Genomic DNA, 26,525 nt, shown 5'->3' on the forward strand with positions numbered 1-26,525 from the left:
GGCAACCGACGCGGCCTCCGTTCGCGGCATTCGCAAAAGCGGCGTTAATCCTATCAGTTGCCCTTGACGCCATCGGCGCAATCGCCGACCGATTCGATGTCTTTGCCCGCTCCTTCGACCGTGTTGCAGGCCGACAAGACCAGCAGCGATCCGCTGATCGCGAAAATTGTCAGCAGCTTCTTCATATCCTCTCTCCGGTGACAAGGCGTACCAGCGCCTCTGCCTGGCCTTACGAATTCGCGCGCTAATTGTTCCGCCGCTTCGGCGCGTGCCAGCCGGGGCGTTTGAATTCACCGCCGAACGGGCAATTTGGGGAGAGGCATCGGATCTGGCCGGTACCCTGTCGATCGCACCATTTTGTTTAGGCGGTGTATTCTGGCTTGCGGGAATGCTGGCGGAGCGAACGGCTGCCCGCATGTCGGCGGCACGATAAGCCAAGAAGGGCTTCGCGTTCGGCGAAGCCCTTCCGGCCCCCGTGGCAATATGGCTACGCCAGCTGGAGGCAGACTCACATCTGCTCCGGGTCGCGCGCAGCAGAATGGGAGGCGATGCTTAGCCGCAGCGATCGGCGGCCGACATAAAATAGATCAAGTTCGATCCGAAATGATGTTTGACGGCACTTCCTACGCTTGGGGCCGGGCCACCAGCGCGCCCGCACATGCGATCTCGCGGGCAGCGGTTGCGGCGCGCATCGGAAAAGTCCCGGCGACAAGATCGACGCGCGTCCCGCATCGTGGCTCGCTCCGCTGGTCGCATGCAGACCGGTGAACCTCGGCCTTGGCCGAGCCGACCGACAGAAATCAAACCTCTGCGCATTCGCCCGCTCGATGCCGCGCCGCCGCCGACCGACGCGGTTGGCGGAACGCTCGCCCTCCGGGCGTGGTCGCTGACCCGTGCCAAGTCGCAGCCTCGCCCTCTCCGCCCAATATAGTTGACTAGGAAACGTCATTGTGCGACCGGGCGGCGAAGGGAGCGGCCATGAGCGGTGTTTCTGAATTGACGGCGCATCTCGGATATCTGATGCGCAGCGTCTCGAACGCAGTGTCGCACGAGTTTGCGCGCAAGATCGCAGCCGAAGCTGTGACTGTCGCCGAATGGGTCATGCTGCGCTCGCTCTATGATGAGACCGAGATGGCGCCATCGGTACTTGCCACGAAGATGGGGATGACCAGAGGAGCGATCAGCAAGCTCGCCGAACGGCTCATTGCCAAGCGCCTTGTCGAGCGGCGCGAAAATCCCGTCGATAAAAGGGGCCACAGCCTCTCGCTCTCGCTGGCCGGTGCGCAGAAGGTGCATGCGATTGCTGCGCTTGCCGATCGCAATGATGCCGATTTTTTTGCGGTGATGAGCAATGCCGAACGCGCCGAGCTGCGCGCCCTTCTAGAGACGCTGATCGCCCGGAACGGCCTCTCGGCCGCTCCTGTCGACTGAGCGCAAAGATCTTCGAACGAAAGGAAGTGAACATGCACGCCGACCAGACCGCCACCGCCGAATATTGCCTAAACGCTGCTTACGACGGACGCGTGAGTTTCCCCGAGATTGTCGGCAAGCTCATCGACGCGGGTTTCGAAGGCTATGATGTCGACTATCGCCGGGCCATGCAGATATATTATCTCCCCGACGGCGACAGCGTCGAGCTCGCGATGCCATCCTGTTCAGAGGACGTTTCGGCCCGCTTCGATGACGCGCGCATCGCGGCGCTGGTGCGCTGGGCGCAGTCGGACGTGCCCCACTACAGCTATGCCGCGTTCAGTGCGCAGGCCAAGACGGCCGGCTGCGCCGGCTATCATGTCTCCTTCCTGGGCCGGCGCGTGGTCTATTACGGGCGCACCGCCGAGACGCATGTCGAGCTCTTCGATAGCTGATGCGGCGCCCACCGAAGGACGGCCCGCAAGCCGTCTCTGCCGGCCGGAGAGTCCGGATATTGTTCGAGCGTAAGGCGCCGCGCGTCGCAGGGCGCGGGAACCCCTGAGACGTCCGGCGCGCTTCTTCCTGCGGGGGCTCCGGAGGAGACGCAATATGAACCACAGTCTGCATGAAGCCGGCTCGAACAACGGCAACTACCTGCGCTTCATGGCGATGGTGGGGACCTCAACCGCGGTGATGTTCGGGCTCATGTATCTCAATAGCTATGCGCTCGATCATGTCCTGTGGAGCGAGACGCGTTTCTGGATGACCTTGGTGATGGGCGCCGCAATGGCGCTGATCATGCTGGGCTTCATGCGCGCAATGTACCGTAATTCGCAGAAGAATATGATCATAATCGGCGCCGCGGCGGCCGTATTCGCCGGCTCGCTCTTTCTCGTCCGCAGCCAGATAACCGTCGGTGACACCGACTATATGTCCGCGATGGTGCCGCACCATTCGATCGCCATTCTGACCAGCGAGCGGGCCCGCATCCACGATGCGCGCGTGCGCGCGCTTGCGAACGGGATCATACGGACCCAGCGCAAGGAAATCTCCGAGATGAGATGGCTGATCGCCGACATAGAGGCACACGGCATCGCGGCAACCCCCGAGGAAGCTCGGGCGCGGCCAGTGCCCGACTTCCAGGGGCACCTCAACGCGGGTGACTGGGATCCCTCACAGAGCAAGATGGTCGATCGCTGATCAAGGCGTCCATGGTGCAGCACCCCTCGGCTCACCGGCCCGGCGTGCGGGCCCGCCGGCTCGGGGAGCTTCATGGGCGTCGCGCGACGGTCTGCCTTGCAGTCCGAACGGGTGACCGAGCGACCGAGACCCATCCGTCCGTAAGAGGCTGCGTTAGGCGACGCAGCCCCTCCGCAGAGCGCGCACCGGCCTCGCCTTTTTGCGTGAGCCGCCTGGTCGCAGATGGCTCTACGCGCTGGATCAGCCATGGTTCGTCCGCTGTCCTGCGCGCACCGCCGCAGTGACGGGGGCTCGTGTAGATATTTTGAGTGAGGGGCGGGCAACTGCCACCTACGGCGGCGCTCGCCAGAGCGGGGTCGCTCATCCGTTGACGATGGTGCCGCCGTTCGGGTGAAGCACTTGGCCCGACATATAGCTGCTGTCCTCGCAGGCGAGGAACAGAAAACAGGGTGCGACCTCATTGGGCTCACCCGGTCGCTTCATCGGCGTGCTCTCGCCAAACGTCGCGACCTTTTCGGCGGGCGCGCCGCCGCGCGGGTTGAGCGGTGTCCAGATCGGCCCCGGTGCGACCGCGTTCACGCGAATGCCCTTGCCGACGAGATTTTCGCTCAGCGACCGGGTGAAGGCGGTGATCGCGCCTTTCGTCGCACTGTAGTCGAGCAGTCCGGCGCTTCCCTGGTACACGGTGACGCTGGTGCAGTTGACGATCGCCGAGCCCGCGCGCAGGTGCGGTAGTACCGCCTGAACAAGATAAAACATGCCGAATATATTGGTGGCGAAGGTCCGCTCGAGCTGTTCGACCGAAATGTCGCGGATGTCCTCGGCGGGATGCTGTTCGCCGGCATCGTTCACCAATATGTCAATGCGACCGAATTTGGCGATCGTCTCGTCCGCGATCTTCGCCGCGGCATCTTTCCGCCCGACATCGGCCTTGATGGTCAGGCAGGTTCGTCCCTCGGCCTCGACGATCCTGGCCGTCGCTTCGGCATCGCGCGTGTTCGATTTGTAGACGATGGCGATGTCGGCCCCTTCGCGCGCGAAGAGTGCGCAGACCGCGCGGCCGATGCCGCTGTCGCCGCCGGTCACAATCGCGACCTTCCCGGCAAGGCGATCAGAACCCCGATAGCGCGGCTCCCACTCGGGTTTGCGCGCCAGCGTCGCTTCGCTATCGACCAGCGGCGCGGCGATCGACTTGCTGTCGCCCACTTGCTTGCGCAGCTTGGCTGCCGCGATCTGCTTTCCGCGCTTCTCCTTGCTGTTTTCACCGACCTTTCCGGCTTGGGCTTTGCGGGTCATTCTGCTTTCCTCTTCTGCCCCCGCTCCGAAGCACGAACCATCCAAAGCGAAGGATGGTTGCGCATGTTCGTCGGCGCGGCTTCGTGTTCGGCCAAGCCTGCCTCATCATTTTCCATGTCGCGGCGGTTGAGCGGAGAGGTGCCTGGCCGCAGGGTCCTCCGCGAGACGGGTTCCCGCCAGCGGCCTTGCTTGCTGTATCGGTCGCCAGATCAAAGATTAGAGGCTTGGCGGGCCAAAATTGCACCCGCGCGATCCGCGCCGCGCCATTGCGCGGCGCGCCCGCCGCCATCCGCGGGCCGCTGGCGGGAAAATTGAGACCAAAATGGTTGCGATCGCGCTGGCTTTACCAATGTAATATTGACCTATTGGGGGTCTGATTAACGCCGATTTGACCAAAGCATGGCTTATCATGCGGGGAGAGGAGGCCGGCCTTGCGATGTCCCGAACGAAGCACTGACGAAGTCGGACGGCTCGCAGCGCTCGCAGAATATGGGATAGACCCCGCACTCGGCTTGCCCGGCCTGCAGCCGATCGTCGAAATGGCGGCGCGCACCTTCGATTGTCCCGCGGCTGCCGTCAACATGATCGGCGATGACCATGTCTTTTTCGCCGCAAGCGAGGGCGTTGGGGCATGCGACATGTCGCGCGATGCGAGCTTCTGCGCGCATGCGATCAATGCCCAGGATATTCTCGTCGTCGAGGATGCGACGCTCGATCCGCGCTTTCACGACAATCCGCTCGTCGCTGACGGGCTCATCCGCTTCTACGCCGGGGCCGCGCTCAGATCGCCGTCCGGCCATGCGCTTGGCGCGCTGTGCGTGCTCGATCCGGCGCCGCGCGCCGGCCTGTCGCCCGGGGACCGGGCGCGATTGCGCGCGCTCGCCGATCTCGTGTCGGACAAGCTCGAGCTTCGCCGGCTCGGCGTTCAGGCGGCAACCCGGCCCAATCGTTTTGCCGCGAGCGCCGCGACGTCACCCAATGCGGTCATCTGCTTCGATGCCGGAGCGCGCGTAACCGCCTGGAATGCGGCAGCGAGCATGATGTTCGGTCACGATGCCGCGGCGATGATCGGCGAGCCGATCGACAGCATCATCGATCCGCGCGATCATCCGCTCGTCCACGCCGCGATCGCGCGCGTCCGCGGAGGGGGCACGCCGGTTACCGAGGCGACACCGCTCACGGGAGTGAGGGCCGATGGCACCCGCTTTCCGGGCGAGATTCACTGGTCGCACTGGTTCGAGAATGGTGTCATCCATTTCGGCACGATCGTGCGGGACATGACCGAAGCGCAGGCCGAGCATGACGCGCTCTACCGATTGGCGAATTATGACGCGCTCACTGGCCTGCCCAATCGCAATCTCCTGCGCGCGCGCCTGGCAGAAGCCGCCGTCGCCGGCGCGCCGCACGCGCTCCTTGTCGCTGATCTCGCGGGCTTCGGAGACGTCAACAACGCGCTCGGTCAGGCAGCGGGCGATGCGGTGCTCGGCGAAATCGGGACGCGGCTGGGCACGCTGGTTACGGGATCCGATATGGCGGCGCGTTGCGGCGGCGCTGCCTTTGCGCTGCTTGTCGCGGCGGACGCGCTTCTGGCGATCGATGCCCTGGCAGAGGCCATGATTGCAGCGATCGCCGCTCCTATCCATATTGATGGCGTCGAACATCGTTTGTCGGGCCATGTCGGGATCGCGCTCGCGCCCGATCATGGCGGTGAGGCCGACGCGCTGATCGGCAGCGCCGAACTGGCGCTGTTCCAGGCTCGCCAGCTCGGGCCAGGGTCGCGTTATGTCTATGTGCCCGCGCTGCGCGCCGAAGCGGTCGCACGGCGCATGTATGACGCCGAATTGCACCGGGCCTTCGAAGCCGGCGAATTCTGTCTATTCTATCAACCGCAGTTCTGCCTCGCCGATGGTGCGCTCACCGGGGCCGAAGCCCTTATCCGGTGGAAACATCCCGAGCGCGGACTGCTCGAGCCCGCCGCGTTCCTTGCCGCGCTCGAAGCCGGGCCGCTCGCCGCGCCGGTCGCGCGCTGGGTCGTCGAGGAGGCCAGCGTCTGCGCAGCTTTCTGGCGCGCTCGCGCACCCGATTTCCGGATGGGCATCAATCTCTCGGCGGCGCTGTTTCGCGCCGGCGATCTGCCGCAGCTGGTGCGCGGCGTCTGCGCGCGCCGCGGCCTGGCGCCCAGTGCACTGGAACTCGAGATCACCGAGAATATCCTGATCGAGGGCGAAGCACCGATCGTCGAACAGCTCGGTGCACTGCGCGATCAGGGCGTGCACCTCGCATTCGACGACTTTGGCACCGGCTTTGCGTCGCTCAACCTGCTCCGCACGCTGCCCGTCACCCACATCAAGATCGACAAGAGCTTCACCCGGATGGTGCGTAGTGCACCGCGCGAGCGCATCATCGTCACCACGCTGATCGACATGGCGCGCCGTCTCGGCATTTCTGTAATCGCCGAAGGCGTCGAAACGGCCGAGGATGCAGCCTTCTTGCGCGAGCAAGGATGCGAGGAGGGGCAGGGTTACTGGTTCGGCCCCCCGGTCCCGCCCGCATTGTTCGAGGAGCTTTATTTTGCAAACGCGGGGACACTGCGCGAAATCGGCGGCTCCGCGGGCTGACGTTGCGTCGCCCTAGGACAATGACGCAGATCCACTGCAGACGGGCGGTCTAGCCCGAATAGTGCGATGCTCATCCGATCGGATCGACAGTGCATGTGGTGTCGGCGATCCCGCGACGTGCGCCAGAGACATTGCGCGCAATTGTGGCGCAACGGCAACAAGCAAAATTTATCGACAATTATATCCGAAGTGAGTTTGACTTAGCTCGTTGCGCCTTTTCTTCCGGGCGCGAGCCAAGCGCTCGTCAACAGGAGGAAAAATTGAGAAAGATGATGACGGCGGCATTTGCCGCAACGCTTTTCGCGGTTCCCGCGCACGCGCAGGACAGCAGCGGTCTGGCGGGCTTCAAGCTCGGCGCCATTGCAGGCTATGACAGCGTGAAGCTCGAACTCGACGGCGACAGCGGCTCGAAAGGCGGCTTCGCTTATGGCCTGACCGCCGGCTATGATGTCGATCTGGGTGGAGCGATCCTCGGAATCGAAACCGAGATCTCCGACTCGACCGCCGAGGAAAGCGTCTCCGACGTCGTTGTCCCGGGGGACCGGGCATCGCTCGTGACCGGCCGTGACCTCTATGTCGGCGCGCGGATCGGCTTTGCGGCCAGCGACAATGTCCTGCTTTTTGCCAAGGGCGGCTACACCAATGCCCGGGTGAAGCTCAAATATAATGACGGCACGAGCAGCCTCACCGAGGGCGACAATCTGGACGGCTATCGCCTTGGCGGCGGAGCAGAATATGTATCGGGTCCGATTTTCGGGCGGCTGGAATATCGCTATTCCGATTATGGCGAATATAGCTATGCCGGTGTCGGCACCGGGCTCAAGGCGTCGCGCCATCAGGTCGTGTTCGCTGGGGGCTATCGCTTCTAGTCGAGCCAGAGGGGGGAGGGGCGCCAGCCGGCTGCCCTTTCCATCCCGCTGACGGTACGCCCGGCTGTCCAGCGGGACCCGCGGCCGGGCAGGCAAGGGGTTCTGCTCCGCAGGATAGGCAATCCGCGTGCGGTCCTGGCCTGGGATGATCTTCGCTACGCTCTTGACTTCGGGGCCTTTTGCTCGAAGCTGAATTTGAAGGTTGAAGGGGGCGGGCATGGACAAAGCGGTATCGGCTCTTGCGGGGCGGCGCGCACCGTCGATCGATATGCGGACATCTAAGGTCGCTGGCGCCCCGACGAGTTGCACATTGCTACGGCGCGTCATCGGCGCGCTTGCCTCGCGCAGATTTTTGCTGGCCGGGATCGCTACGGCAATTTCGGCGGCCGCGCCTTCGCTGGCCGCTCCGCCGCCACCCTCCGGGCAAAGTCAGGTCGATCGCGATGCCGATCTGGCGCGGTCGGCGCGGAAGGCCCTTGACGGAGGCCGCGCGCGCGAAGCCGCCGACATGCTCGAAACGCTCGTCGCGCCGCGTCATCATATGCTCGCCATCCTGCCCGCGTGGCATCTCGATCTTGGCCGTGCCTATGCTGCGCTCGGCGCGCCCGACGCCGCGCAGGGCCAGTATCGGCTAGCCTTGGCCGCGGCCGGTGAAGCCGGGGAGGCCGAAACCGAGGCGGAACTCGGCGACCTCGTTGCGCGGTCGGGACAAGCCAATCCCGTGCCCGACACGCTTGGGCCCGACGGCGCCAAATATTTCGATCTGCGCTGGGTCGATCGCGGGGGCGGGCAGATCGACTATGCCGGGGCCTTTCTCCTGCCTGCCGATGGCCCGCGCGGCGAAGCCTTCATGCTGGCGACCTATCGCGCCGACTGTGCTGCCTTGCAGGTCCAGATGCTCGCCGGCAGCGAATTCTCCGCGGGTGGCAAGCGGCTGCGCAAATTCGGGCGCGCCGAGCTTGCCTCGCCATCCAATGATCTCGCGCGGCACGCCGCGCAGATGATGTGCCGCCGTGATCCCGCGCTGGCGGTGCGCCGCACGCCCGATATCGACGGGCTGGCTTTGCTTGCGCGCTACCGCGCTCATCGTGAGATGCGCGCCGCTGTCGCCGCGCGGACAGAAGCCGGCTCCGGGCTCGACGCGGCGGCGTGCCGGGCGCATGTCGAACTGTTCATCGAGAAGATCGCGGCCGAAGGCCCGGTTTCCGGCCCGAGCTGGCAGATACGCGACTGGTGGGATGTCGCGGTCGAGACCGTCCCTGCGGACCAGATGGCGGGCGCGAAACTTGCCGCCGAACAACTCGCCCGGACCGATCCCGTTGCGGCGAACGCGGCGCAAAAGGCCTGCGTCCGCAAAGCGATCGACAGCGGGGAAATCGCGGGACTCTAGCCGCGCCGACGCAGCTCCCATCTGCGGAATTGCGGGACCAGCAGATGCCGCCGGTCGGGCGAGTTTGCCCATATGCGATAGCCGTCGTACCACCCGGCGCGTATGATCTCCCGGTTCGGGCACAGGCGTCAGGGGTGCGCGGGCGTCTTGCACGCGCGTCCCGTCGTTTCGAGCTGTAGCGTCGCGTGCGTAATGCCGAATTGCTCTTGCAATGTTTCCGCCACTTCCCGCCGGACCCTGCCGTGCCCATCAGGCGTCGCGGTAACGATATGCGCGGTGAAATTCATGTCGTTCCCGGCGACCGACCAGAGATGAAGTTCATGGACCGCGACCACTCCCCCGCAAGCCAGGATTTGCGCGCGGACAGTGTCGAGGTCGACGCTGCGCGGCACGCCCTGTAGCAGGATATTGGCGGCATCGCGCAGCAATATCCAGGTGCGCGGAACTACCCAGAGCCCGATTGCAATCGCGACCAGAGGGTCGACCCAGCGCCAGCCGGTCAGCCAGATGAGGCCGGCCGCGCCGATCACGCCGAGCGATCCCAGCATGTCGGCCCAGACCTCGAGATAGGCGCCCTTGACATTGAGGCTGTCCCGCGTGCCGTGCGCGAGGACGCGCATGGCGACGAGATTGACCGCGAGCCCGACGGCCGCGACGGCGAGCATGCCGATCGAGCCGACATCCTCGGGCGCGAAAAGGCGCCTTGCCCCCGCAACGAGCACATAGGCGGCGATGGCAAGCAGAAGCAACGCATTGAAGGCTGCCGCGAGGATCTCGACGCGGCGATAACCATAGGTGCGGCGGGCATCCGCGGGCTTTCGCCCGATCCGGACGGCAACCAGCGCGAGCGCCAGCGCTGCTGTATCGGTGAACATGTGCGCAGCGTCGGATAAGAGCGCGAGGCTGTTGAAAAGCCAGGCTCCGGCGAGTTCAGCGATCAGAAACAGCGCAGTCAGCGCCAAAGCGATCGCGAGGCTTCGCGAACTAGCACCCGCCGCATGATCATGCGCGCCATGCGTGTGGCCATCTTCTTTCGTTGCTGGCTGGATCATGAACAAACTCACTTTGCGGACATGGGATCAACGTCCGCAAGGCCGCAATCGCTCCATCCTTATCCGCCTCCTCATCCGTTCCCGTAGCGGCGCCGGATTTCCCATCCGTTCTTTGCTGCGTGAGAGCGCTTCTCAGGGCTTTCACCGGAACTGCCCTTGCGCGAGGATTCATGGGTGTCGGAATGGCCGCGGCCCGACCCCGACATGTCGCCGCCCCCCGATTCCTTGTTGACCGTCGCCCAAGCCCGGCGCTCGGCCTCCTCATTGCTCACCCCGCGCTCTTCATGGCCCTTCTCGATATGCTCGGCTCTGCGTTTCTGCTTGTCGGTGTAGCTTGATTTGTCGGTGCGGGGCATCGAACCTTTCTGCTTGCCGTCCTGGCCGGGATTCTGGCCGGGGGTTCTGGTTCGGCTGACTGCCGCCCTGCTGATTATTCTGCGCCATGATGGCCTCTTCTTCTCAGATCGCCCTCGGGGGCGGGCGCGCATGGGAGACGCACGGCCGCGGCCATTGCCCCCTGAAAGATCACTTGAAAACATCGACTTAACCTATGTTATGAAAGGAAATTCAGAGCATTGGAGCCGGAACCAACGCGGTTCGGCAGCGTTTGGTGAGCATCCACTAAGGATAGACCGAACGGCGCGTCTTGCCGCTCCTACGCCTAAACGCGGGGAGGCGGACCGGCGCGGCCGGAACGCGGGAGACATTTCATGTTCAAATGGGCCATTATCTTCGCCGTCGTCGCGCTGATCGCCGCGCTTCTCGGCTTTGGCGGCATTGCCGGTCTATCGGCCGGCTTTGCGAAAATTCTGCTCGTCATCGGCGTCGTGCTTTTCGTCCTCGCCTTTCTGTTCGGGCGCGGTCGCCGCACGTTGCCCTGATCGACGCGGGCGTTGGTTCGGGAAGGGTGGACGATCTTTCGTCCGCTTTTTCTGACGGGTGCCGGCGGCCCACGACCCTTCGGCCGCCGGTCACCTAAGCTCATGTTCGGGCCGACGGCTGCGCCGAGGAAGGAAGGGCGGCAGCACGTGCCAGAGCGATCTTTTCACCACCCCGTGACGCCCGACGGCCGTTATTTCGTGGTCCGCGGTCGTCTTTGGCGGATGTCCAATCCCAACTTGTCGGAAAAAGAGCGCACGCGTCTTGTCTCCGACCTCATGGCGGCGCGGCGGGCGGTGCGCATGGCGCGCGAGGAGAAGAACGCCGCCGCCATGCGGCGGTCGAGGGCCGCGGTCGATCGCGCGAAGCGGGGGCTCGGCGAGCGCGGACCGGGGTGGTGGTCGGATGGCGCCCCCGATCTCAATCGCCGCATGGCGGTAAATACAGATTATGCCGATTGGTTTCGGGCGCTAGGGTCCGAATGACGCCGTCAGGATTTCGCGGTTGTCAACGAGGCGGTCGAACCCCTGTCGATCGTCAGCCATACACTACCCAGTCCAGCCGCCGGAACCACCTTCATGCGATCAGGCGCGATGCCGCGGTCGCCGAGCATATGCGCCAGCGCCCGCGCCTGCCCAGCGTCACCGGCAATTTCCATCGAAGCCGCGGGCGCCGCGCGCAGGATGTTGGAAAGGTCGGCCGCCTGCCCGATGCCTGCGCGCGTCAGGATCGGCCGATCCTCGGCGAAGCCACCAAATGCAAACTCGCCCTTCTGCCCGTCGCGCGACGCCAGCCACTCGGCGATGTTGCGCGAAAGCGAGCCCTTGGCGGCGGCGAGCGTCGAACCGTCGGGAAGAGTCACGACATTGTTAAGCGGGCCAGCCGGCGGCGCCGCCTCCACATCACTCGCGCCGCAGGATTGCAGTGAAAGCGTCGCGGCGGCGATCGACAGGGCCGACGTCATCACAAGCAGCAACCGCACCATGGTCTTCCTTTCCAATTCTCTTTGCCTAACGCGCGCGGGCGCCAGACGTTGCCCTGATATTGCGGAGCGTGCGAGGCTTCACCCCGTCCCTTATCGGGGCATCAGGCGAGGTCGCGCATGCGGAATTCGCGGTCCCAATGGCGGCGCGTGTCAACCTCGACCTCTGTGGTGACGGGTGCCGGTGAGACGAGCCGGAAATGCAGTAGCTGGGTGCCCTGCGATGGGGTGGAGCAAACGGAGACAATCTGGGGGGGCGATAACCACGGTGATAGCAGAAAAACTGCCGAAAATTGGCAAAAACTGCAGATTTCAGCGCTTTAGATGGTGCCGGCTGTCAGACTCGAACTGACGACCTACCGCTTACAAGGCGGTTGCTCTACCAACTGAGCTAAGCCGGCGCGCGTTCGCGCCCCTTGCGTCAAATTATGCCAAAGGTCCAGCCCTCCGTGCGCGCGATCGTCGGGGTGAGCGGTGCGGGAGACCAGGGCGCGGTATCGGCGGCGATCGCGCGAAGCCACGCGGAGCTGAGCAGCGCGTCGCTTGCATGGTCGCTGACCGGGCCCGCAAGCCCCGCCGGCGGCGAGCCGAGCGCCGCGAGCGCGGTGTCGAGCGCGGCGCCGTCGCGGATCTTGCTGCGTCCGGCGGGCACGCCCGCGGCGCGCGCGGCAAGCGCGGTGTAGATTTCGACGAGCAGCGGGCCGCGCGGGGGCGCCGGATCGAGCGGCCAGAGTGGGAGAGCGCCGCCGAGATGGTGGAGTAGCCGCATCCCCGACAGGCTTGCCTTGCCGACCTGCGCCGCACCGACGAGGTTGAAATTGCTCACACTCGCCGCCTGGCGCGTCGCGCGCTGATGCTGTTCGACGATACGCAGCCGGCCCGTACCGCCCTCGAACAAGTCGCCGACATCGCCCTTTGCATGGCGGAAATGGCGGCGGGCTTCCACATTGTTCAGAAAGCCATGCGCCTCGAAATGCGGATCGTCCGCTGCATGGCGCGCGACGAGCGCCCACAGCGCGCGCATATCGGGCGGACTGTCGGACCATTTGGGGAAATAGGCGTGGCGGTCGGCAAAGGCGAATGCGGCCGAAAAATCGAAGCCGATCAGAATGTCGGTGCCTTGAGCGGCAACGTCGCAGAGCCAGTCGAATATCTCCGCGCGCGACCAGACATGCCCCGGCCGGACAAGCGCGGGCGCCGCCCCGCCGCTCGCCACGGCGAGTGCAATGCCACGCTGGCGCGCGCCGCGGGCGCCCGACCAGTCGATGGCGGCAAAATGGGTGAAACGGCGCATATTTGGCGTGTAGCGCGGCGCGGCGGCTTGCACAAAGGGCCGCGCGGTCCCAAATGCGACCCATGCTGATCGAAACCGAACCGACTCCGAACCCCGCGACGCTCAAATTCCTGCCCGGCCGTCCGGTCATGGAAACGGGAACCCGCGACTTTGCCAGCCCCGAAGAGGCTGAAGCCTCGCCCCTGGCGCAGGCATTGTTCACGCTCGGCGACGTAAGCGGCGTCTTCTTCGGGCGTGACTTCGTGTCGGTGACGATCGCGCCCGGCGCCGAATGGTCGATGGCGAAGCCCGATGTGCTGGGCATCATCATGGATCATTTCCTGGGCGATATGCCGCTGTTCAACCCGGCGAGTGCTGCGGGGATCAGCGTTCCGGGCGACGCGGAGGACGGCTTTGCCGATGACCCGGCCGATGCCGACATCATCGACCAGATCAAGGAATTGATCGAAACGCGCGTCCGCCCGGCGGTCGCTAACGACGGCGGCGACATCGTCTATCGCGGGTTCGACAAGGGCAATGTCTATCTGAAGATGCAGGGCGCCTGCGCCGGCTGTCCCTCGTCGACTGCGACGCTCAAGAACGGAATCGAGTCGCTGCTCAAACATTATGTTCCCGAAGTCACCGCCGTCCACGCGGTCTGATCTGATCCCAGCCACAGGAGTATGTCCCGATGAGCGAGCCGCTTTCCGACAGCGCCCTCGACCAGCTTTTCCGCACCGCGCGTACCTATAACGGCTATCTCGACAAGCCGGTGTCGGACGCGCAGCTTCGCGCGATCTGGGATCTGATGAAATTCGGCCCGACGAGCGCGAACAGTCTGCCGGCGCGCATTGTCTGGTGCGTTTCGAACGCCGCCAAGGAAAAGCTCGCCGCGCTGTCGATGCCCGCGAACGCCGAAAAGATATTGAAGGCGCCGGTCACTGCGATCATCGCGATGGACAATGAATTCTACGAACATCTGCCCGAACTGTTTCCGCACACCGACGCGCGGAGCTGGTTTGCTGGCAATGCGCCGCACGCGGCGACAACCGCGTTCCGCAACTCCAGTCTGCAGGGGGGCTATTTCATCCTGGCCGCGCGGGCGCTCGGGCTCGATACCGGACCGATGTCGGGGTTCAACAATGACGCTGTCGACGCCGCATTTTTCGCCGATACGCCGAATGTGAAGAGCAATTTCATCTCGACGCTGGGCTATGGCGATCCGGCGAGCATCTTCGAGCGCAGCCCGCGGCCGGACTTTGACCGCTTCAACCGCATCGCCTGACGCGCTCCGGCTCGTCATCGATTGTGCCAGCGAGGCCTGCACGGTCGCGCTGATCGATGGCGCGCGCACCGTCGATGCGCGGCACGAGGTGATCGGGCGCGGACATGCCGAACGGTTGATCCCCCTGATCGCCGAACTGCAAGGCGGTGGACGAGCGGCCGGGATATTGGTGGGCTGCGGGCCCGGCAGCTTTGCCGGCGTTCGCATCGGCGTCGCAGCGGCGCGCGCGCTGGGACTGGCCTGGGGCGTCCCGGTCCGGGGCTTTTCGACCCCCGCCCTCGTCGCCGCGGCGGCGGCCGCGCCGATTGCGGCGGCAGGCGGCGCGCTCGTCGTCATGGAGGGCGGGCACGGCCAATGGTTCGTCCAGCCCTTCGGCGCCAAGCTGACGCCGCGCGGGCCAGTTCAATCGCTGCTACCCGAAGTCGCCGTAGAGAACGCGGATGGCTTGATAGTCGGGAACCGCGCCGACGTTTTCGTCGCGCGCCGCGGCTTCGGCGAAGCGCTCGTTATGCTGCCCGACGCGCGTGCGCTCCCTGCGCTGCCGGCGGAAGCCCTGTTCGATCACCCCCGTCCCATTTACGGGCGGGCGCCCGACGCAAAACCGATGGCGACGCCATGAGCGAGGCAGTGCGGATCGCCACCGCGCGCGTCGCAGACCTGAACGCGGCGATGCGGATCATGGATGCGGCGTTCGAACCCGCCTATGGCGAAGCGTGGAGTGCAGGTCAGTTGCTGACGCTGTTCGCGCTACCTTCGGCGCGCATCTGTCTGGCATGGGTCGGGGAGCGGGCGTGCGGCTTTTATGCGGCGCGGATCGCCGGTCCCGAAAGCGAATTGCTCCTGCTCGCCGTCGACCCGGCCTTTCGCGGCCGCGGCGTCGCAAAAAAACTCATGACCGACTGGCAGAATTGGGCATCGGGCGAAGGCGCCGAAGACTATTTCCTTGAAATGCGGGCCGACAATGACGCTATTCATCTTTACCGGGCGTCGGGTTTTACGGAGTGCGGACGGCGCCCTGCTTATTATCGCGGGCGCGATGGCGTAATGCGCGATGCGATTACGATGCGGCGCCTAGTCAAGGACGCTGATCATTAGCAATTGAGGCATTGCGAAATTCCCACCAAAATGGCATGAATTTCCTCGGGGTAGGAACCCCCCAATAATCAAATCGCTGATTATCCGGGTCTTTATATGGGGAATGAGTTTCATGTCGGAGTCTGCCGATACAAATGAAATGCTCGTCACGCTGACTGCCGACATCGTCGCGGCGCATGTCAGCAATAACAGCGTCGCGATTTCAGATCTCGCAATCCTGATCAACAACGTCCACACCGCCTTGTCGAACCTTGGCGAAAAGGCGGTCGAAGAAGAAAAGCCGGTGCCCGCGGTATCGATCCGCGCGTCGGTGAAGCCTGACCATATCGTGTGTCTGGAAGACGGCAAGAAGCTGAAAATGCTTCGCCGCCACCTGATGACCCACTATGGCATGACGCCCGACGATTACCGCGCAAAGTGGGGCCTTCCAGCCGATTATCCGATGGTCGCTCCCAATTATGCCGAACGGCGCCGCGCGCTCGCCAAGGAAATCGGCCTGGGCACCAAGGGACGCGGCGGTGGCCGCAAGCGCAAGAAAGTCTGAGCTTTTCACGGCGCAAAATGCAGGGGCGGTGCCGGGGGGCGCCGCCCTTGTTCTATGCGCGGGGCGACCCTATACAGATTGAAGAAACAGGACGCGACCTGCGCGCTTTGCACGAAAGGCCATCATGCCCGGTTCCATCGATCTTGAAGCCCTTTGCCATGAAAAGGGCCTGCGGATTACCGAACAGCGTCGCATCATCGCGCGCGTGATTTCGGATTCCGAAGATCATCCCGACGTCGAAACGCTTTATGAGCGCGCGTCGAAGATCGACAGCGGCATTTCGATCGCCACCGTTTATCGTACCGTGCGCCTGTTCGAAGAAGCGGGCATCCTCGACCGCCATGATTTCGGCGATGGCCGTTCGCGCTACGAAGCCGCGCCAGAGGCGCATCACGATCATCTGATCGACGTCGAAACGGGAAAGGTGATCGAATTCGTCGATCCCGAACTCGAAGCGTTGCAGAAGGTGATCGCCGAACGGCTGGGCTTCCGCCTCGTCGATCACCGCATGGAGCTTTACGGTGTCGCCATCGATCGCAAGCGCGACTGATCGCGCCCGGATCACCTGGCGCTCGGTCTTCCGTCTTGCGCTGATGGTGCTGACGCTCCTTTTCCTGATCGTCCCGCACCTTTTCTACCGCGCCATCGGGCGGCCATCGCCGATGGTCATGGCCTTTCTGAACGCGGTCGGCTGGATCGCGGGTTTGCGGGTCACGACGACTGGGACGCGGCTGCGCCGCGATGTCCTGTTCGTGTCGAACCATGTCAGCTGGCTCGACATTTTGGCGCTCGGCGGTGCGGCGCGATCGGCCTTCGTGTCCAAGGCCGAGGTCGGCACGACGCCGCTCGTCGGCTGGCTCGCCGACCAGAATCACACCATCTATGTCCAGCGTGAGGCGAAGCGCGAGATTCACAATCAGACGAACGATCTGCGCAATGCGCTTGCGCGCGGGCGCCCGGTGACGCTGTTTCCCGAAGGGACGACGGGGCCCGGCGACGGCTTGCTGCCATTCCGGCCGTCGCTGTTGCAGGCGGTGATTCCGACGCCGCCACGGCTCCAGGTGCAGCCGGTGTTTCTCGACTATGGGGTCGAGGCTCCCGATATTGCGTGGCTCGATCCCGAATCGGGCCTCGACAATTTCAAGCGTCTGCTCGCGCGCAAGCGGCCGATCACATTGACCATCCATTATCTCGATCCGCTGCCCAACGATGCCGAGGCGGACCGCAAGCTATTGGCCGAGGCCGCGCGCGCCGCGATCGCCGGCGCGATGGCGCAGACGCCAAACCCTTCCGCGATCAGCCGCCATCGCCTATAGGGCGCCGATGACATCCGACTCCCCCGCCAAAAATCCCGCCAAGACCTTCCACGTCAAATCCTTCGGCTGCCAGATGAACGTCTATGACGGCGAACGCATGTCGGAGATGCTGGGCGCGCAGGGTTATGTTCCCGCCGCGGACGGCGCCGATGTCGATCTGGTCGTGCTCAACACCTGCCACATCCGCGAAAAGGCGGCCGAGAAGGTCTATTCGGACATCGGCCGGCTGAAGCGCGAGGACGGCAGTACGCCGACGATCGCGGTCGCCGGCTGCGTGGCGCAGGCCGAGGGCGCCGAAATCGCGCGCCGCGCGCCGAGCGTCGATGTCGTCGTCGGCCCGCAGGCCTATCACCGGTTGCCCGACCTGATCGCGCGCGCCGAACGCGGCGAAAAGGCGATCGACCTCGACATGCCGCTCGAAAGCAAGTTCGGCGCGCTGCCAAAGCGCGCGGGCGGTCAGCGCCCGACGGCCTTTTTGACTGTGCAGGAAGGCTGCGACAAATTCTGTACCTACTGCGTCGTGCCTTATACGCGCGGCGCCGAGATCAGTCGGCCCTTCGCCGACCTGATCACCGAGGCGCGCGCGCTCATCGCGGGCGGGGTGCGCGAAATCACCCTGCTCGGGCAGAATGTGAACGCGTGGGACGGCGAGGATGACAAGGGCCGGGCGATCGGCCTTGACGGCCTGATCCGCGAGCTTGCGCGGGAGGGCGGGCTGGAGCGCATCCGCTATACCACAAGCCACCCGAACGACATGACCGACGGGCTGATCGCGGCGCATGGCGAGGTCGACAAGCTGATGCCATTCCTTCACCTGCCGGTGCAAGCGGGCTGCGATCGCATCCTCGCGGCGATGAACCGCAGCCATAGCGTCGACAGCTATTTGCGCGTCATCGAACGCGTTCGCGCGGCGCGCCCCGACATTGCGATTTCGGGGGACTTCATCGTCGGCTTTCCCGGTGAGAGCGAGGCCGATTTCGAGGCGACGCTCGATATCGTGCGCGCGACCAATTATGCGATGGCGTACAGCTTCAAATATTCGCGCCGCCCCGGCACGCCCGCGGCGACGATGGACGAGCAGATCGACGAAGCGGTGATGAACGACCGCCTCCAGCGGCTGCAGGCGCTGCTCAATCAGCAGCAGCAGGCATTCAACGAAGCGACGGTCGGGCGCGCGACGCGCCTGCTGCTCGAACGCAAGGGCAAGTTTGACGGCCAGTTGATCGGCAAATCGCCCTGGCTGCAATCGGTGCATGTGACGGCGCCGGGGCTGGCGATCGGCGACATGGTCGATGTGCGCATTACATCGGCCGGGCCCAACAGCCTGGGGGCCGAGCCGTTGATGGAAGCGGTTGCCTAGTGCCGGCTTTGAGTTTGGGTTTCCCTGCGAAGGCGAGGACCCATCTCCTTTCGCCGCATTCCGGTGCCACGGGAGATGGACTCCCGCCTTCGCGGGAGTACACAGGTTGTTACTGAAAGAAGGAGCCCTGCCCACGTGTCGAAACGCCCGCTGACCGCCGCATCGCCCGCCGAACCCGGCGACCGCGTCCGATTGTCGGTGGAGTTCGAGCGAACCCAGCTTCTGGGCATATTATTCGGCGAGTTCGACCGTAATCTGGTGGCGATCGAGAACAGGCTCGGCGTCTATATTTCGGCGCGCGGCAATCGCGTGCAGATCGAAGGGGAGGCCGAAGCCGCAGCGCGCGCGCGCGATGTGCTGACCGAAATTTATACGCGGATCGAACGCGGGGAAGAGATTGACAGCGGGCTGGTCGATGCGGTGATCGCGATGACGGCGCAGCCGACGCTCGACGGCATCATCCGCCACGAAACCAGCGACGCGCCGCCGGTGATGATCCGCACGCGCAAAAAGACGATCGTCCCGCGCGCGCCGTCGCAAATCCCCTATATGCAGGCGCTGGCGCGCGACGACGTGATATTCGCGCTCGGTCCCGCGGGCACGGGCAAGACCTATCTTGCGGTCGCGCAGGCCGTAGCCCAGCTCATCACCGGTAGCGTCCAGCGCCTGATCCTGTCGCGCCCGGCGGTCGAGGCGGGCGAGAAGCTCGGCTTCCTGCCTGGCGACATGAAGGAAAAGGTCGATCCCTATCTGCGCCCGCTCTACGACGCGCTGCACGATTGCCTGCCCGCCGAGCAGGTCGAACGCCGCATCGCGAGCGGCGAGATCGAGATTGCCCCGCTTGCCTTCATGCGTGGGCGCACGCTCGCCGATGCCTTCATCATCCTCGACGAAGCGCAGAATACGACGATCCCGCAGATGAAGATGTTCCTCACCCGCTTCGGCATGAACAGCCGCATGGTGATCTGCGGCGATCCGAAGCAGGTCGACCTGCCGCTGCCCGCGACATCGGGCCTCGCCGATGCGGTCGCGCGGCTCGAAGGTCTCGAAGGCATCAACGTCAGCCGCTTCACGAGCGCCGACGTCGTGCGCCACCCCATCGTCGGGCGGATCGTCGAAGCCTATGAGGGGCCGGGAAGCTGAGAGCTACGGCGCCCTGACGCCAATGCCGTTCAGCCTTTGGAGCGGCTGGCGTCGATGCTCCATATCCCGGCGCCGCGCGTCGCGATGAACAGGAAGATGAAGGTGTAGAGGATGATCGTCTCACCGCCGTTGACGATCGGATAGAGCCCGTTCGGCGCGTGGGCGACCCAATAACCGACCGCCGACATTCCACTGGCGATGAAGGCCGCGGGCCGCGTGAACAGGCCGATGATGATCAGCGCGCCCGCGACGAGTTCGATCGTTCCGGCGGCATAGAGCATCGGGTTGAGCGGCATCGGAAAATCGGTCGGGAAATTGAAGAATTTCTGCACTCCGTGCGCGAGGAACAGCAAGCCGGCGACAATGCGCAGCAGCGCATAGGCCTGTTCACGATAGCCATCGAGAAACTTCATCACACGCCCCCTTCGGTCGTTGTCGATGGGCGAAGCTATCGCAAAAAGCCGTCGCCGCGAAATTTATTCGCGCGCCATGTCACAATCGACCGGCGCTGCCTCGTCATGTCGGCACAACCCGAACAAAGGAGTGATGACATGACCAAGGTAACCGACCCCTTCGCCGCAGCGCCGCAGTTGATGAAGCAGTGGATGGCGACCTCGCTCGCTGTGCAGGACAGCCTCGAGAAAAGCCTGATCGAACTCGTCAAGATCCGCGCCTCGATCGTCAACGGCTGCGCCAATTGCATCAACATGCACACCGCCGAAGCGCGCGCTGGCGGCGAGAGCGAGCAGCGCATCTATCTGCTGGCGGCATGGCGCGAGGCGCCCTGCTATACGCCTCGCGAACGCGCGGCGCTCGCCTGGACCGACGCCTTGACGCGCCTGTCGCAGGGGCACACACAGGGCGAAGCCAAGGCGGCGCTCGAGGCCGAATTCACGCCGGAGGAACAGGTGAAGCTGACGCTGATGATCAACATCATCAACGGATGGAACCGTATCGCGGTCGGTTTCGACCTTTGGTACGAACAGCCGGCCCGCGCCGCGTGACGGGGACGGCACCTTCGCATGCGGAAGCGGCGGATGCGGCGGCGAGTTTCGACCCGCTGCGTCCGCTGCTGACGCGCGTCGCCTATCGCATGCTCGGTTCGGTCGCCGATGCCGAGGATGTGGTGCAGGACGCCTTCATCCGCTGGCTCGGCGCCGATCGTGCGGTGGTGCATGAGCCTGCTGCCTTTCTGCGGCGTACCGTGACGCGGCTCTGCCTCGACCAGCTCAAATCGGCGCGGGCGCGGCGCGAAACCTATGTCGGGCCGTGGCTCCCCGACCCGATCGTCGGCGAGGAACCCGACGACGATGTTACGCTGCCGCTGATGCTTGCGCTCGAACGGCTGTCGCCGCTTGAACGTGCAGCCTTTCTGCTCCATGACGTCTTCGGCGTCGGGTTCGACGAGGTCGCGGCGACGATTGGCCGCGATGCGGCGGCGACGCGCCAGCTCGCGACCCGTGCCCGCGCCCACGTCCGTGACGCGCGTCCGCGCTACCGGCTCGAGCGCGAGCGCGGACTCGAAATAGCGAGCGCCTTCTTCGCGGCGTCGCGGAGCGGTGACATGAGCGCGCTCGGCAGCCTGCTCGCGGCCGATGTCGGCATGTGGTCCGATGGCGGCGGCAAGCGGCCCGCGGCGATGCAGCCGGTACTCGGCTTCAACCTCGTCATGCGGGTGCATCGCAGCCTGGCGGTCCTGTTCGGAAAACATGCCTCAATGCTGGTCGAGGTCGGGACGATCAACGGGCTACCCGGCTTCGTGACGCGCGAGGCCGACGGCGAATATCAGACGACCGCGCTGGAAATCGAGGACGGGCTGGTCGTCGGCATCTACGTCGTGCGTAACCCCGACAAGCTGCGCCACATGCACTGAAGTGCCGCCCGATTGCGCTTCGCCGCAGGAGCGATTGCGCGCTCTGTATTGGGCGTGTAATACGGCGCGAAGAATGACCGCTTTCCCTTTTTCCGATGATCCTCCGCCTCCGGCGGTTGAAGAACCGCTGTTTCCGCCTGCCGAAACGCCTGCGACGCCGGCGGGCGCGAAGAAGCCGCGGCCACGATGGCTGCGCTGGCTGTCGCGCGGTTTTGCGGCTTTTGCGATTCTCTTCATCCTGCTCGTCGGCTGGCTGGCGATTACGGCGCCGCTGTCGAAATCGCTCGAACCGATTGCGCCGCCGCAGATTACCCTGCTCGCATCGAACGGCACCCCGATCGCGCGCATCGGCGCGGTCGTCGACAAGCCGGTGAAGGTCGCCGACCTGCCCGATCATGTCACGCAGGCCTTCATCGCGATCGAGGACCGCCGTTTCTATAATCATTGGGGCGTCGATCCGCGCAGCGTCGCGCGGGCGGTGTGGAGCAATGTTACCGGCGGCCGCACCCAGGGCGGCAGCACGATCACGCAGCAGCTCGCCAAATTCACCTTCCTGACGCCCAAGCGCACGCTGGGCCGCAAGGCGCGCGAGGCGCTGATCGCCTTCTGGCTCGAAGCATGGCTGACCAAGGACGAGATCCTCGAGCGCTATCTGTCGAACGCCTATTTCGGCGATAACACCTATGGTTTGCGCGCCGCGTCGCTCCATTATTTCTATCGCCAGCCCGAAAAGCTGACCCCGGCGCAGGCGGCGATGCTGGCAGGGCTGGTGCAGGCGCCGTCGCGGCTGGCCCCGACCAAGAACCCCGATCTGGCTGAAAAGCGGATGCGGCTGGTCGTGCAGGCGATGGCGCGCGAGGGTTATCTGACCGCAGCCGAGGCGAAAGCGATGCGGCCGCCGCGTATCGACGTGCGCGAGCGCGATGACCTACCCACCGGCACCTATTTCGCCGACTGGGCGCTGCCGCAGGCCCGCAAGCTCAGCGACATCGGCTATGCGCGCCAGACGATCACGACGACGCTCGACGCCCGTTTGCAGGCGGCGGCGCGGCGTGCGGTCAATCGCGCCGCGCTCGGCAAATCGCAGGTGGCGCTGGTCGCGATGCGCCCCGATGGCGAGGTCGCCGCGATGATCGGCGGGCGCGACTATGCCGCATCGCCGTTCAACCGTGCTACGCAGGCACGGCGCCAGCCCGGATCGACCTTCAAGCTGTTCGTCTACCTCGCGGCGCTGCGCAAAGGCTGGCGCCCCGACGACCGCATCGCCAACGGGCCGATCGAAATCGGCACCTATCGGCCGAAAAACGCCAGCGGCATCTATTCGCCAAGCATCACGCTGGAAGACGCCTTCGCGACCTCGAGCAATGTCGCGGCAGTGCGGCTGCTGCAGGAAGTGGGCGATGACCGCGTCATTGCGATGGCGCGCGATTTGGGCGTCACCGCACCGCTGGCCAAGGGTGACCCGAGCCTGGCGCTCGGTACCTCGACGATGACGTTGATGGAACTGACCGCCGCCTATGCTGCGGTGGCGGCGAACGCCTATCCGGTCGTGCCGCGCGCCTTCAAGAGCGAGGACAAGGGCTGGTTCGAAAATATGGTCTGGGGGCCCAGCCATTTTTCGGCGCGCGAGCATGACGGGATAGAGGATATGCTGGGCGCCGTGGTCAATCGCGGTACCGGGCGCGCGGCGCGGCTGCCGATCGCCGGCTTTGGCAAGACGGGGACGAGCCAGGACAATCGCGACGCCTATTTCATCGGCTATACCGATGGGCTGGTCGTCGGCGTGTGGGTCGGCAACGACGATAATTCGCCGCTGCAAGGTGTGACCGGCGGCGGCGTGCCGGCGCGAATCTGGCGCGATTTCATGGTGCAGGCCAGCGGCCGCGGCGCCGAACCGAAGAAGCCGCCGCGGGCTGCCGATCCTGCGGGACCGGTCCAGCCGCTTGACGTGCCCGACGTCGGGACGATCCCGGTCGGGGACAAGACGAGCATCGGGGTCGAGGACGGCAATGCGGTCATCAGCACCGAAATCGGCGGCACACGCGTCGATCTGCGCCTCCCGATCGGTGACCGTCAGCCACCCTCGGGGCAAGGGCCGCCCCCGACACCGGCAACCCCGTCGGCGCAGCCCCAGCCGGCACCGGCCCCGCCGCCGTAACAGGGGTGGGCAAGCAGTTTCGCATGGCGCATGGCGCGGTGCGGCAGTAGCGAGGGGCAATGATCACGCCGATTCTCTCCGTTGACAAGCGCAGCCGGCCCGCGGCCGCGATCCGGCCATGCTGAGCGTCGAAACGCACGAGGCCAGCCCCTGGCCCGACGATCTCGATTGGCAGGTGCGCGCCGGTGAGGCGGCCGCGGCCGGGCTCGCGCTGACGCCTTACGCCGCGCTGGCCGATGCCGCGCCGCTTGTCGAGGTGGCGATCCGCCTGACCAACGATGATGAAGTTCACGCGCTCAACCGCGATTTCCGCGGGAAGGACAAGCCGACCAACGTCCTGTCCTTTCCGCAGGTCCAGCCCGATCTTCTCGAAACGATGAGCAACAGCGACGATGGCGAGATATTGCTCGGCGACATCGTGCTGGCGCGCGAAACCTGCGTGCGCGAGGCCGCGGAGAAGGGGGTTTCGGTCGCCGATCATGCGACTCATCTGATCGTGCACGGGATGCTGCATCTGGTCGGTTATGACCATGTCGACGATCATGGCGCCGAGGCGATGGAGGCTTTGGAAGTGAAAGCCCTTGCATCGCTGGGCATCGCCAATCCATATGCGGTGCAGGATTAACGGCAAAAGCGAGAGACATGCCCGACGAGCAGGGGTCTTCGACCCGATCGGAAGAGGACAGTAGGTCCGGCCTGTGGGCCGGAATACGGACGTTGCTGTTCGGCGGTAACAGCGAACCGTCGCTGCGCGAGCAGATCGAAGAGGTCATCGACGAGGCCGAGGAAGAGGGCGCCGAGCGCCGCGGCAGCAGCATCGTCGGCGATCTGTCGCCCATCGAACGCAAGATGCTGCGCAACCTGCTGCATTTCGGCGAACAGACGGTCGACGATGTGGCGGTGCCGCGCGGCGAGATCATCGCGATTTCGGAAAGCGCCAGCTTCGAGGAAATCGTCGCGATCTTTGCCGATGCGGGGCACAGCCGCCTGCCGGTCTATCGCGAAACGCTCGACGAGGTCATCGGGATGATCCACGTCAAGGACGTGTTTGCGGTACTGGCCGAAGGGCGCACGCCGCCGCCGCTGCTCGACCTGTTGCGTCAGCCGCTCTATGTGCCGCAATCGATGGGCGTGCTCGACCTGCTCGCTGAAATGCGCGCGAAGCGCACGCACCTCGCGATCGTCATCGACGAATATTCGGGCACCGACGGCCTCGTCACGATCGAAGATCTGGTCGAGGAAATCGTCGGTGAGATCGAGGATGAGCATGACGACGAGCCGACCGCGCTGTTCGTGCCCGGCGCCGACGGCTGCTGGGACGCCGATGCGCGCGCCGAACTCGACGATATTGGCGAAGTAATCGACCCGCGCCTTGCCGAAGTCGACGAAGATGTCGACACGCTCGGCGGCCTCGCTGCGGTGCTCGCGGGGCATGTCCCGGCGGTCGGCGAGGTGCTGCACCACTCGAGCGGGTGGCGCATCGAAATCACTGAGGCCGATGAAAAGCGCGTCCATCGTCTGCGCCTGCATCCGCCGGTGGTTGTCGACCTGGAAGCCTCGGCCGACCGCGGCGCCGACTTCTGACGAATTGCCTTTGACGGGGCAAAGGACTAGCGCAAATCGGATGGACGTTTCGGACCTTCGCATCGCGCTGTTCAGCGGAAATTACAATATGACGGTCGATGGCGCGAACAAGGCGCTCAACCGCCTTGTAGGCTATCTGCTACGCCAGGGCGCATCGGTGCGCGTCTATTCGCCGACGGTTGCCGAACCCGATTTCGAGCCGACCGGCGATCTTGTCAGCGTGCCGTCGATGGCGATCCCGAACCGCCCCGAATATCGCATTCCGCTTCATTTCTCGGCCCGCGTGCGCGAGGATATCGCGAAATTCGCGCCCAATATCCTGCATATCTCCAGCCCCGACCGCGTTTCGCGGCAAGTGGCGGCGTGGGCTCGGCGGCGCAATATCCCGGTCGCCTGCTCGGTGCACACACGCTTCGAAACCTATTTCCGCTATTACAACCTGTCCTTCCTCGAACCGATTATGGTCGCGTGGCTGCGCCGGCTCTACCGGCGCTGCGACGCGCTGATCGCGCCGTCGGAAAGCTTTGCGCAGGTGCTGCGCGAACAGCGGATGAACTATGACATCGGCATCTGGACGCGCGGCGTCGAGCGCGACATTTTCCGGCCCGACAGGCGCGAGGCGAGCTGGCGCCAGTCATGGGGCATCGCCGACGACATGCCCGTCATCGCTTTCCTCGGACGGCTGGTCATGGAAAAGGGGCTCGACGTTTTCGCCGACACGATCGACGTGCTCGAACGCCGCAAGGTCCGCCATCAGGTCGTCGTGATCGGCGAAGGCCCCGCGGGCGACTGGTTCGAATCGCGGCTCCCGCAGGCGAAATTCGTCGGCTTTCAGGGCGGTCCCAATCTCGCCCGGGCAATCGCGTCGTGCGATATGCTGTTCAACCCGTCCGTCACCGAAACCTTCGGCAATGTGACGCTGGAAGCGATGGCGTGCGGCCTGCCGGTGGTCGCAGCGCGCGCGACGGGCAGCGCCAGCATCGTCAAGCATGGCCAGACGGGCTATCTCGTCGATCCGGGGTCGATCACCGGCTTTGCCGACGACCTTGAGCGCTATTGCACCGATGCCGGGTTGCGCGCGGCGCATGGTGCGGCGGCGCTGGCCGAAAGCATGGCCTATGAATGGGACGCGATCAATCAGTCGGTCGCCGACACCTATTTGCGGCTGATCCGCCAGAAGCAGCGGCAGCGGAGGTAG

General features: G+C 64.9%; 30 protein-coding genes and 1 tRNA gene. 23 read left to right on the forward strand and 8 right to left on the reverse strand.

Annotated features, from left to right (window positions below; all coding sequences use genetic code 11):
• Positions 1 to 53: 53 nt before the first annotated feature.
• Complete coding sequence (locus tag L0963_RS04245; RefSeq protein WP_234178583.1) at positions 54 to 185, reverse strand: entericidin A/B family lipoprotein; 132 nt, start codon at positions 183 to 185, stop codon at positions 54 to 56.
• A gap of 793 nt (positions 186 to 978) precedes the next feature.
• Here L0963_RS04245 and L0963_RS04250 point away from each other — a divergent pair.
• From L0963_RS04250 to L0963_RS04260, 3 genes are all read left to right on the forward strand, one after another.
• Positions 979 to 1,431: a MarR family winged helix-turn-helix transcriptional regulator gene (locus tag L0963_RS04250; protein WP_217372566.1), complete on the forward strand. Its 453-nt coding sequence runs from the start codon at positions 979 to 981 to the stop codon at positions 1,429 to 1,431.
• A 32-nt stretch (positions 1,432 to 1,463) separates the two neighbouring features.
• On the forward strand, positions 1,464 to 1,865 hold the full coding sequence (locus L0963_RS04255; protein WP_062900493.1) for a hypothetical protein: 402 nt from the start codon (positions 1,464 to 1,466) through the stop codon (positions 1,863 to 1,865).
• Positions 1,866 to 2,019: 154 nt separating this feature from the next.
• Positions 2,020 to 2,610: a DUF305 domain-containing protein gene (locus tag L0963_RS04260; protein WP_234178586.1), complete on the forward strand. Its 591-nt coding sequence runs from the start codon at positions 2,020 to 2,022 to the stop codon at positions 2,608 to 2,610.
• Positions 2,611 to 2,970: 360 nt separating this feature from the next.
• Here the strand turns inward: L0963_RS04260 and L0963_RS04265 are convergent, their stop codons facing one another.
• A complete protein-coding gene (locus L0963_RS04265; protein WP_217372565.1) occupies positions 2,971 to 3,906 on the reverse strand; it encodes an SDR family oxidoreductase in 936 nt (311 codons plus the stop codon).
• 431 nt (positions 3,907 to 4,337) lie between these two features.
• Here L0963_RS04265 and L0963_RS04270 point away from each other — a divergent pair, with 431 nt between their 5' ends.
• The 3 genes from L0963_RS04270 (at position 4,338) to L0963_RS04280 (ending at position 8,783) form a co-directional block, all read left to right on the forward strand.
• Positions 4,338 to 6,524, forward strand: a complete 2,187-nt coding sequence (locus L0963_RS04270) for a putative bifunctional diguanylate cyclase/phosphodiesterase (protein WP_217372564.1) — start codon at positions 4,338 to 4,340, stop codon at positions 6,522 to 6,524.
• Positions 6,525 to 6,796: 272 nt separating this feature from the next.
• Positions 6,797 to 7,393, forward strand: a complete 597-nt coding sequence (locus L0963_RS04275; RefSeq protein ID WP_234178587.1) for an outer membrane protein — start codon at positions 6,797 to 6,799, stop codon at positions 7,391 to 7,393.
• 217 nt (positions 7,394 to 7,610) lie between these two features.
• The gene (locus L0963_RS04280; RefSeq protein ID WP_217372562.1) at positions 7,611 to 8,783 is read left to right on the forward strand and encodes a hypothetical protein; all 1,173 of its coding nucleotides are present in this window, start codon (positions 7,611 to 7,613) and stop codon (positions 8,781 to 8,783) included.
• Between the two features lie 128 nt (positions 8,784 to 8,911).
• Here the strand turns inward: L0963_RS04280 and L0963_RS04285 are convergent, their stop codons facing one another.
• Complete coding sequence (locus L0963_RS04285; protein WP_234178588.1) at positions 8,912 to 9,847, reverse strand: cation diffusion facilitator family transporter; 936 nt, start codon at positions 9,845 to 9,847, stop codon at positions 8,912 to 8,914.
• A 59-nt stretch (positions 9,848 to 9,906) separates the two neighbouring features.
• Positions 9,907 to 10,191 carry a plasmid stabilization protein gene (locus L0963_RS04290; RefSeq protein ID WP_186402734.1) on the reverse strand — a complete coding sequence of 95 codons (285 nt, stop codon included), beginning with the start codon at positions 10,189 to 10,191 and terminating at the stop codon, positions 9,907 to 9,909.
• 354 nt (positions 10,192 to 10,545) lie between these two features.
• Between L0963_RS04290 and L0963_RS04295 the strand changes: the two genes are divergently transcribed.
• A complete protein-coding gene (locus L0963_RS04295; RefSeq protein WP_082819779.1) occupies positions 10,546 to 10,716 on the forward strand; it encodes a DUF1328 domain-containing protein in 171 nt (56 codons plus the stop codon).
• Positions 10,717 to 10,938: 222 nt separating this feature from the next.
• Complete coding sequence (locus tag L0963_RS04300; RefSeq protein ID WP_186402736.1) at positions 10,939 to 11,199, forward strand: hypothetical protein; 261 nt, start codon at positions 10,939 to 10,941, stop codon at positions 11,197 to 11,199.
• A gap of 5 nt (positions 11,200 to 11,204) precedes the next feature.
• Here the strand turns inward: L0963_RS04300 and L0963_RS04305 are convergent, their stop codons facing one another.
• From L0963_RS04305 to L0963_RS04315, 3 genes are all read right to left on the reverse strand, one after another.
• The gene (locus L0963_RS04305; protein WP_234178589.1) at positions 11,205 to 11,696 is read right to left on the reverse strand and encodes a hypothetical protein; all 492 of its coding nucleotides are present in this window, start codon (positions 11,694 to 11,696) and stop codon (positions 11,205 to 11,207) included.
• Between the two features lie 325 nt (positions 11,697 to 12,021).
• Positions 12,022 to 12,097 (reverse strand) — tRNA-Thr (locus L0963_RS04310).
• Positions 12,098 to 12,117: 20 nt separating this feature from the next.
• On the reverse strand, positions 12,118 to 12,990 hold the full coding sequence (locus tag L0963_RS04315; protein ID WP_186402738.1) for a hypothetical protein: 873 nt from the start codon (positions 12,988 to 12,990) through the stop codon (positions 12,118 to 12,120).
• 62 nt (positions 12,991 to 13,052) lie between these two features.
• Here L0963_RS04315 and L0963_RS04320 point away from each other — a divergent pair, with 62 nt between their 5' ends.
• The 9 genes from L0963_RS04320 (at position 13,053) to L0963_RS04360 (ending at position 19,712) form a co-directional block, all read left to right on the forward strand.
• On the forward strand, positions 13,053 to 13,631 hold the full coding sequence (locus L0963_RS04320; RefSeq protein WP_062900485.1) for a NifU family protein: 579 nt from the start codon (positions 13,053 to 13,055) through the stop codon (positions 13,629 to 13,631).
• 29 nt (positions 13,632 to 13,660) lie between these two features.
• Complete coding sequence (locus L0963_RS04325; RefSeq protein ID WP_186402739.1) at positions 13,661 to 14,254, forward strand: malonic semialdehyde reductase; 594 nt, start codon at positions 13,661 to 13,663, stop codon at positions 14,252 to 14,254.
• Complete coding sequence (gene tsaB / locus L0963_RS04330) at positions 14,229 to 14,873, forward strand: tRNA (adenosine(37)-N6)-threonylcarbamoyltransferase complex dimerization subunit type 1 TsaB (RefSeq protein WP_186402740.1); 645 nt, start codon at positions 14,229 to 14,231, stop codon at positions 14,871 to 14,873. Before L0963_RS04325 ends, tsaB begins: the two co-directional genes overlap by 26 nt.
• Complete coding sequence (locus L0963_RS04335) at positions 14,870 to 15,349, forward strand: GNAT family N-acetyltransferase (protein ID WP_186402741.1); 480 nt, start codon at positions 14,870 to 14,872, stop codon at positions 15,347 to 15,349. The genes tsaB and L0963_RS04335 overlap by 4 nt, the downstream gene beginning before the upstream one ends.
• A 112-nt stretch (positions 15,350 to 15,461) precedes the next feature.
• Complete coding sequence (locus L0963_RS04340) at positions 15,462 to 15,893, forward strand: MucR family transcriptional regulator (RefSeq protein ID WP_062902952.1); 432 nt, start codon at positions 15,462 to 15,464, stop codon at positions 15,891 to 15,893.
• 124 nt (positions 15,894 to 16,017) lie between these two features.
• Positions 16,018 to 16,443 carry a Fur family transcriptional regulator gene (locus L0963_RS04345; RefSeq protein ID WP_003039883.1) on the forward strand — a complete coding sequence of 142 codons (426 nt, stop codon included), beginning with the start codon at positions 16,018 to 16,020 and terminating at the stop codon, positions 16,441 to 16,443.
• Positions 16,415 to 17,209 (forward strand): lysophospholipid acyltransferase family protein, encoded by a 795-nt coding sequence (locus tag L0963_RS04350; protein ID WP_186402742.1) that lies wholly within the window; start codon positions 16,415 to 16,417, stop codon positions 17,207 to 17,209. Before L0963_RS04345 ends, L0963_RS04350 begins: the two co-directional genes overlap by 29 nt.
• 7 nt (positions 17,210 to 17,216) lie before the next feature.
• Positions 17,217 to 18,569 (forward strand): tRNA (N6-isopentenyl adenosine(37)-C2)-methylthiotransferase MiaB, encoded by a 1,353-nt coding sequence (gene miaB / locus L0963_RS04355; RefSeq protein WP_217372560.1) that lies wholly within the window; start codon positions 17,217 to 17,219, stop codon positions 18,567 to 18,569.
• A gap of 135 nt (positions 18,570 to 18,704) precedes the next feature.
• Positions 18,705 to 19,712, forward strand: coding sequence for a PhoH family protein (locus L0963_RS04360; protein WP_003039878.1), 1,008 nt, complete (start codon positions 18,705 to 18,707; stop codon positions 19,710 to 19,712).
• 29 nt (positions 19,713 to 19,741) lie between these two features.
• Here L0963_RS04360 and L0963_RS04365 read toward each other — a convergent pair whose 3' ends face one another.
• Complete coding sequence (locus L0963_RS04365; RefSeq protein WP_062900479.1) at positions 19,742 to 20,125, reverse strand: DoxX family protein; 384 nt, start codon at positions 20,123 to 20,125, stop codon at positions 19,742 to 19,744.
• A gap of 138 nt (positions 20,126 to 20,263) precedes the next feature.
• Between L0963_RS04365 and L0963_RS04370 the strand changes: the two genes are divergently transcribed.
• The 6 genes from L0963_RS04370 to L0963_RS04395 all read left to right on the forward strand — a co-directional run bounded on the left by L0963_RS04370 (position 20,264) and on the right by L0963_RS04395 (position 26,525).
• A complete protein-coding gene (locus tag L0963_RS04370; RefSeq protein ID WP_217372559.1) occupies positions 20,264 to 20,716 on the forward strand; it encodes a carboxymuconolactone decarboxylase family protein in 453 nt (150 codons plus the stop codon).
• Positions 20,713 to 21,585 (forward strand): sigma-70 family RNA polymerase sigma factor, encoded by an 873-nt coding sequence (locus tag L0963_RS04375; protein WP_186402744.1) that lies wholly within the window; start codon positions 20,713 to 20,715, stop codon positions 21,583 to 21,585. The genes L0963_RS04370 and L0963_RS04375 overlap by 4 nt, the downstream gene beginning before the upstream one ends.
• Positions 21,586 to 21,658: 73 nt before the next feature.
• Entirely contained in the window at positions 21,659 to 23,743 is a 2,085-nt protein-coding gene (locus L0963_RS04380; protein ID WP_217372558.1) for a transglycosylase domain-containing protein, read from the forward strand.
• 118 nt (positions 23,744 to 23,861) lie between these two features.
• Positions 23,862 to 24,368, forward strand: coding sequence for an rRNA maturation RNase YbeY (gene ybeY, locus L0963_RS04385; protein ID WP_186402746.1), 507 nt, complete (start codon positions 23,862 to 23,864; stop codon positions 24,366 to 24,368).
• A 17-nt stretch (positions 24,369 to 24,385) separates the two neighbouring features.
• On the forward strand, positions 24,386 to 25,327 hold the full coding sequence (locus L0963_RS04390) for a hemolysin family protein (RefSeq protein ID WP_186402747.1): 942 nt from the start codon (positions 24,386 to 24,388) through the stop codon (positions 25,325 to 25,327).
• 40 nt (positions 25,328 to 25,367) lie between these two features.
• Complete coding sequence (locus L0963_RS04395) at positions 25,368 to 26,525, forward strand: glycosyltransferase family 4 protein (protein ID WP_058813370.1); 1,158 nt, start codon at positions 25,368 to 25,370, stop codon at positions 26,523 to 26,525.

Origin of the sequence: Sphingopyxis sp. NFH-91 (genome assembly GCF_021401285.1) — a bacterium.
In the GTDB taxonomy this organism is placed as follows: domain Bacteria; phylum Pseudomonadota; class Alphaproteobacteria; order Sphingomonadales; family Sphingomonadaceae; genus Sphingopyxis; species Sphingopyxis terrae_A.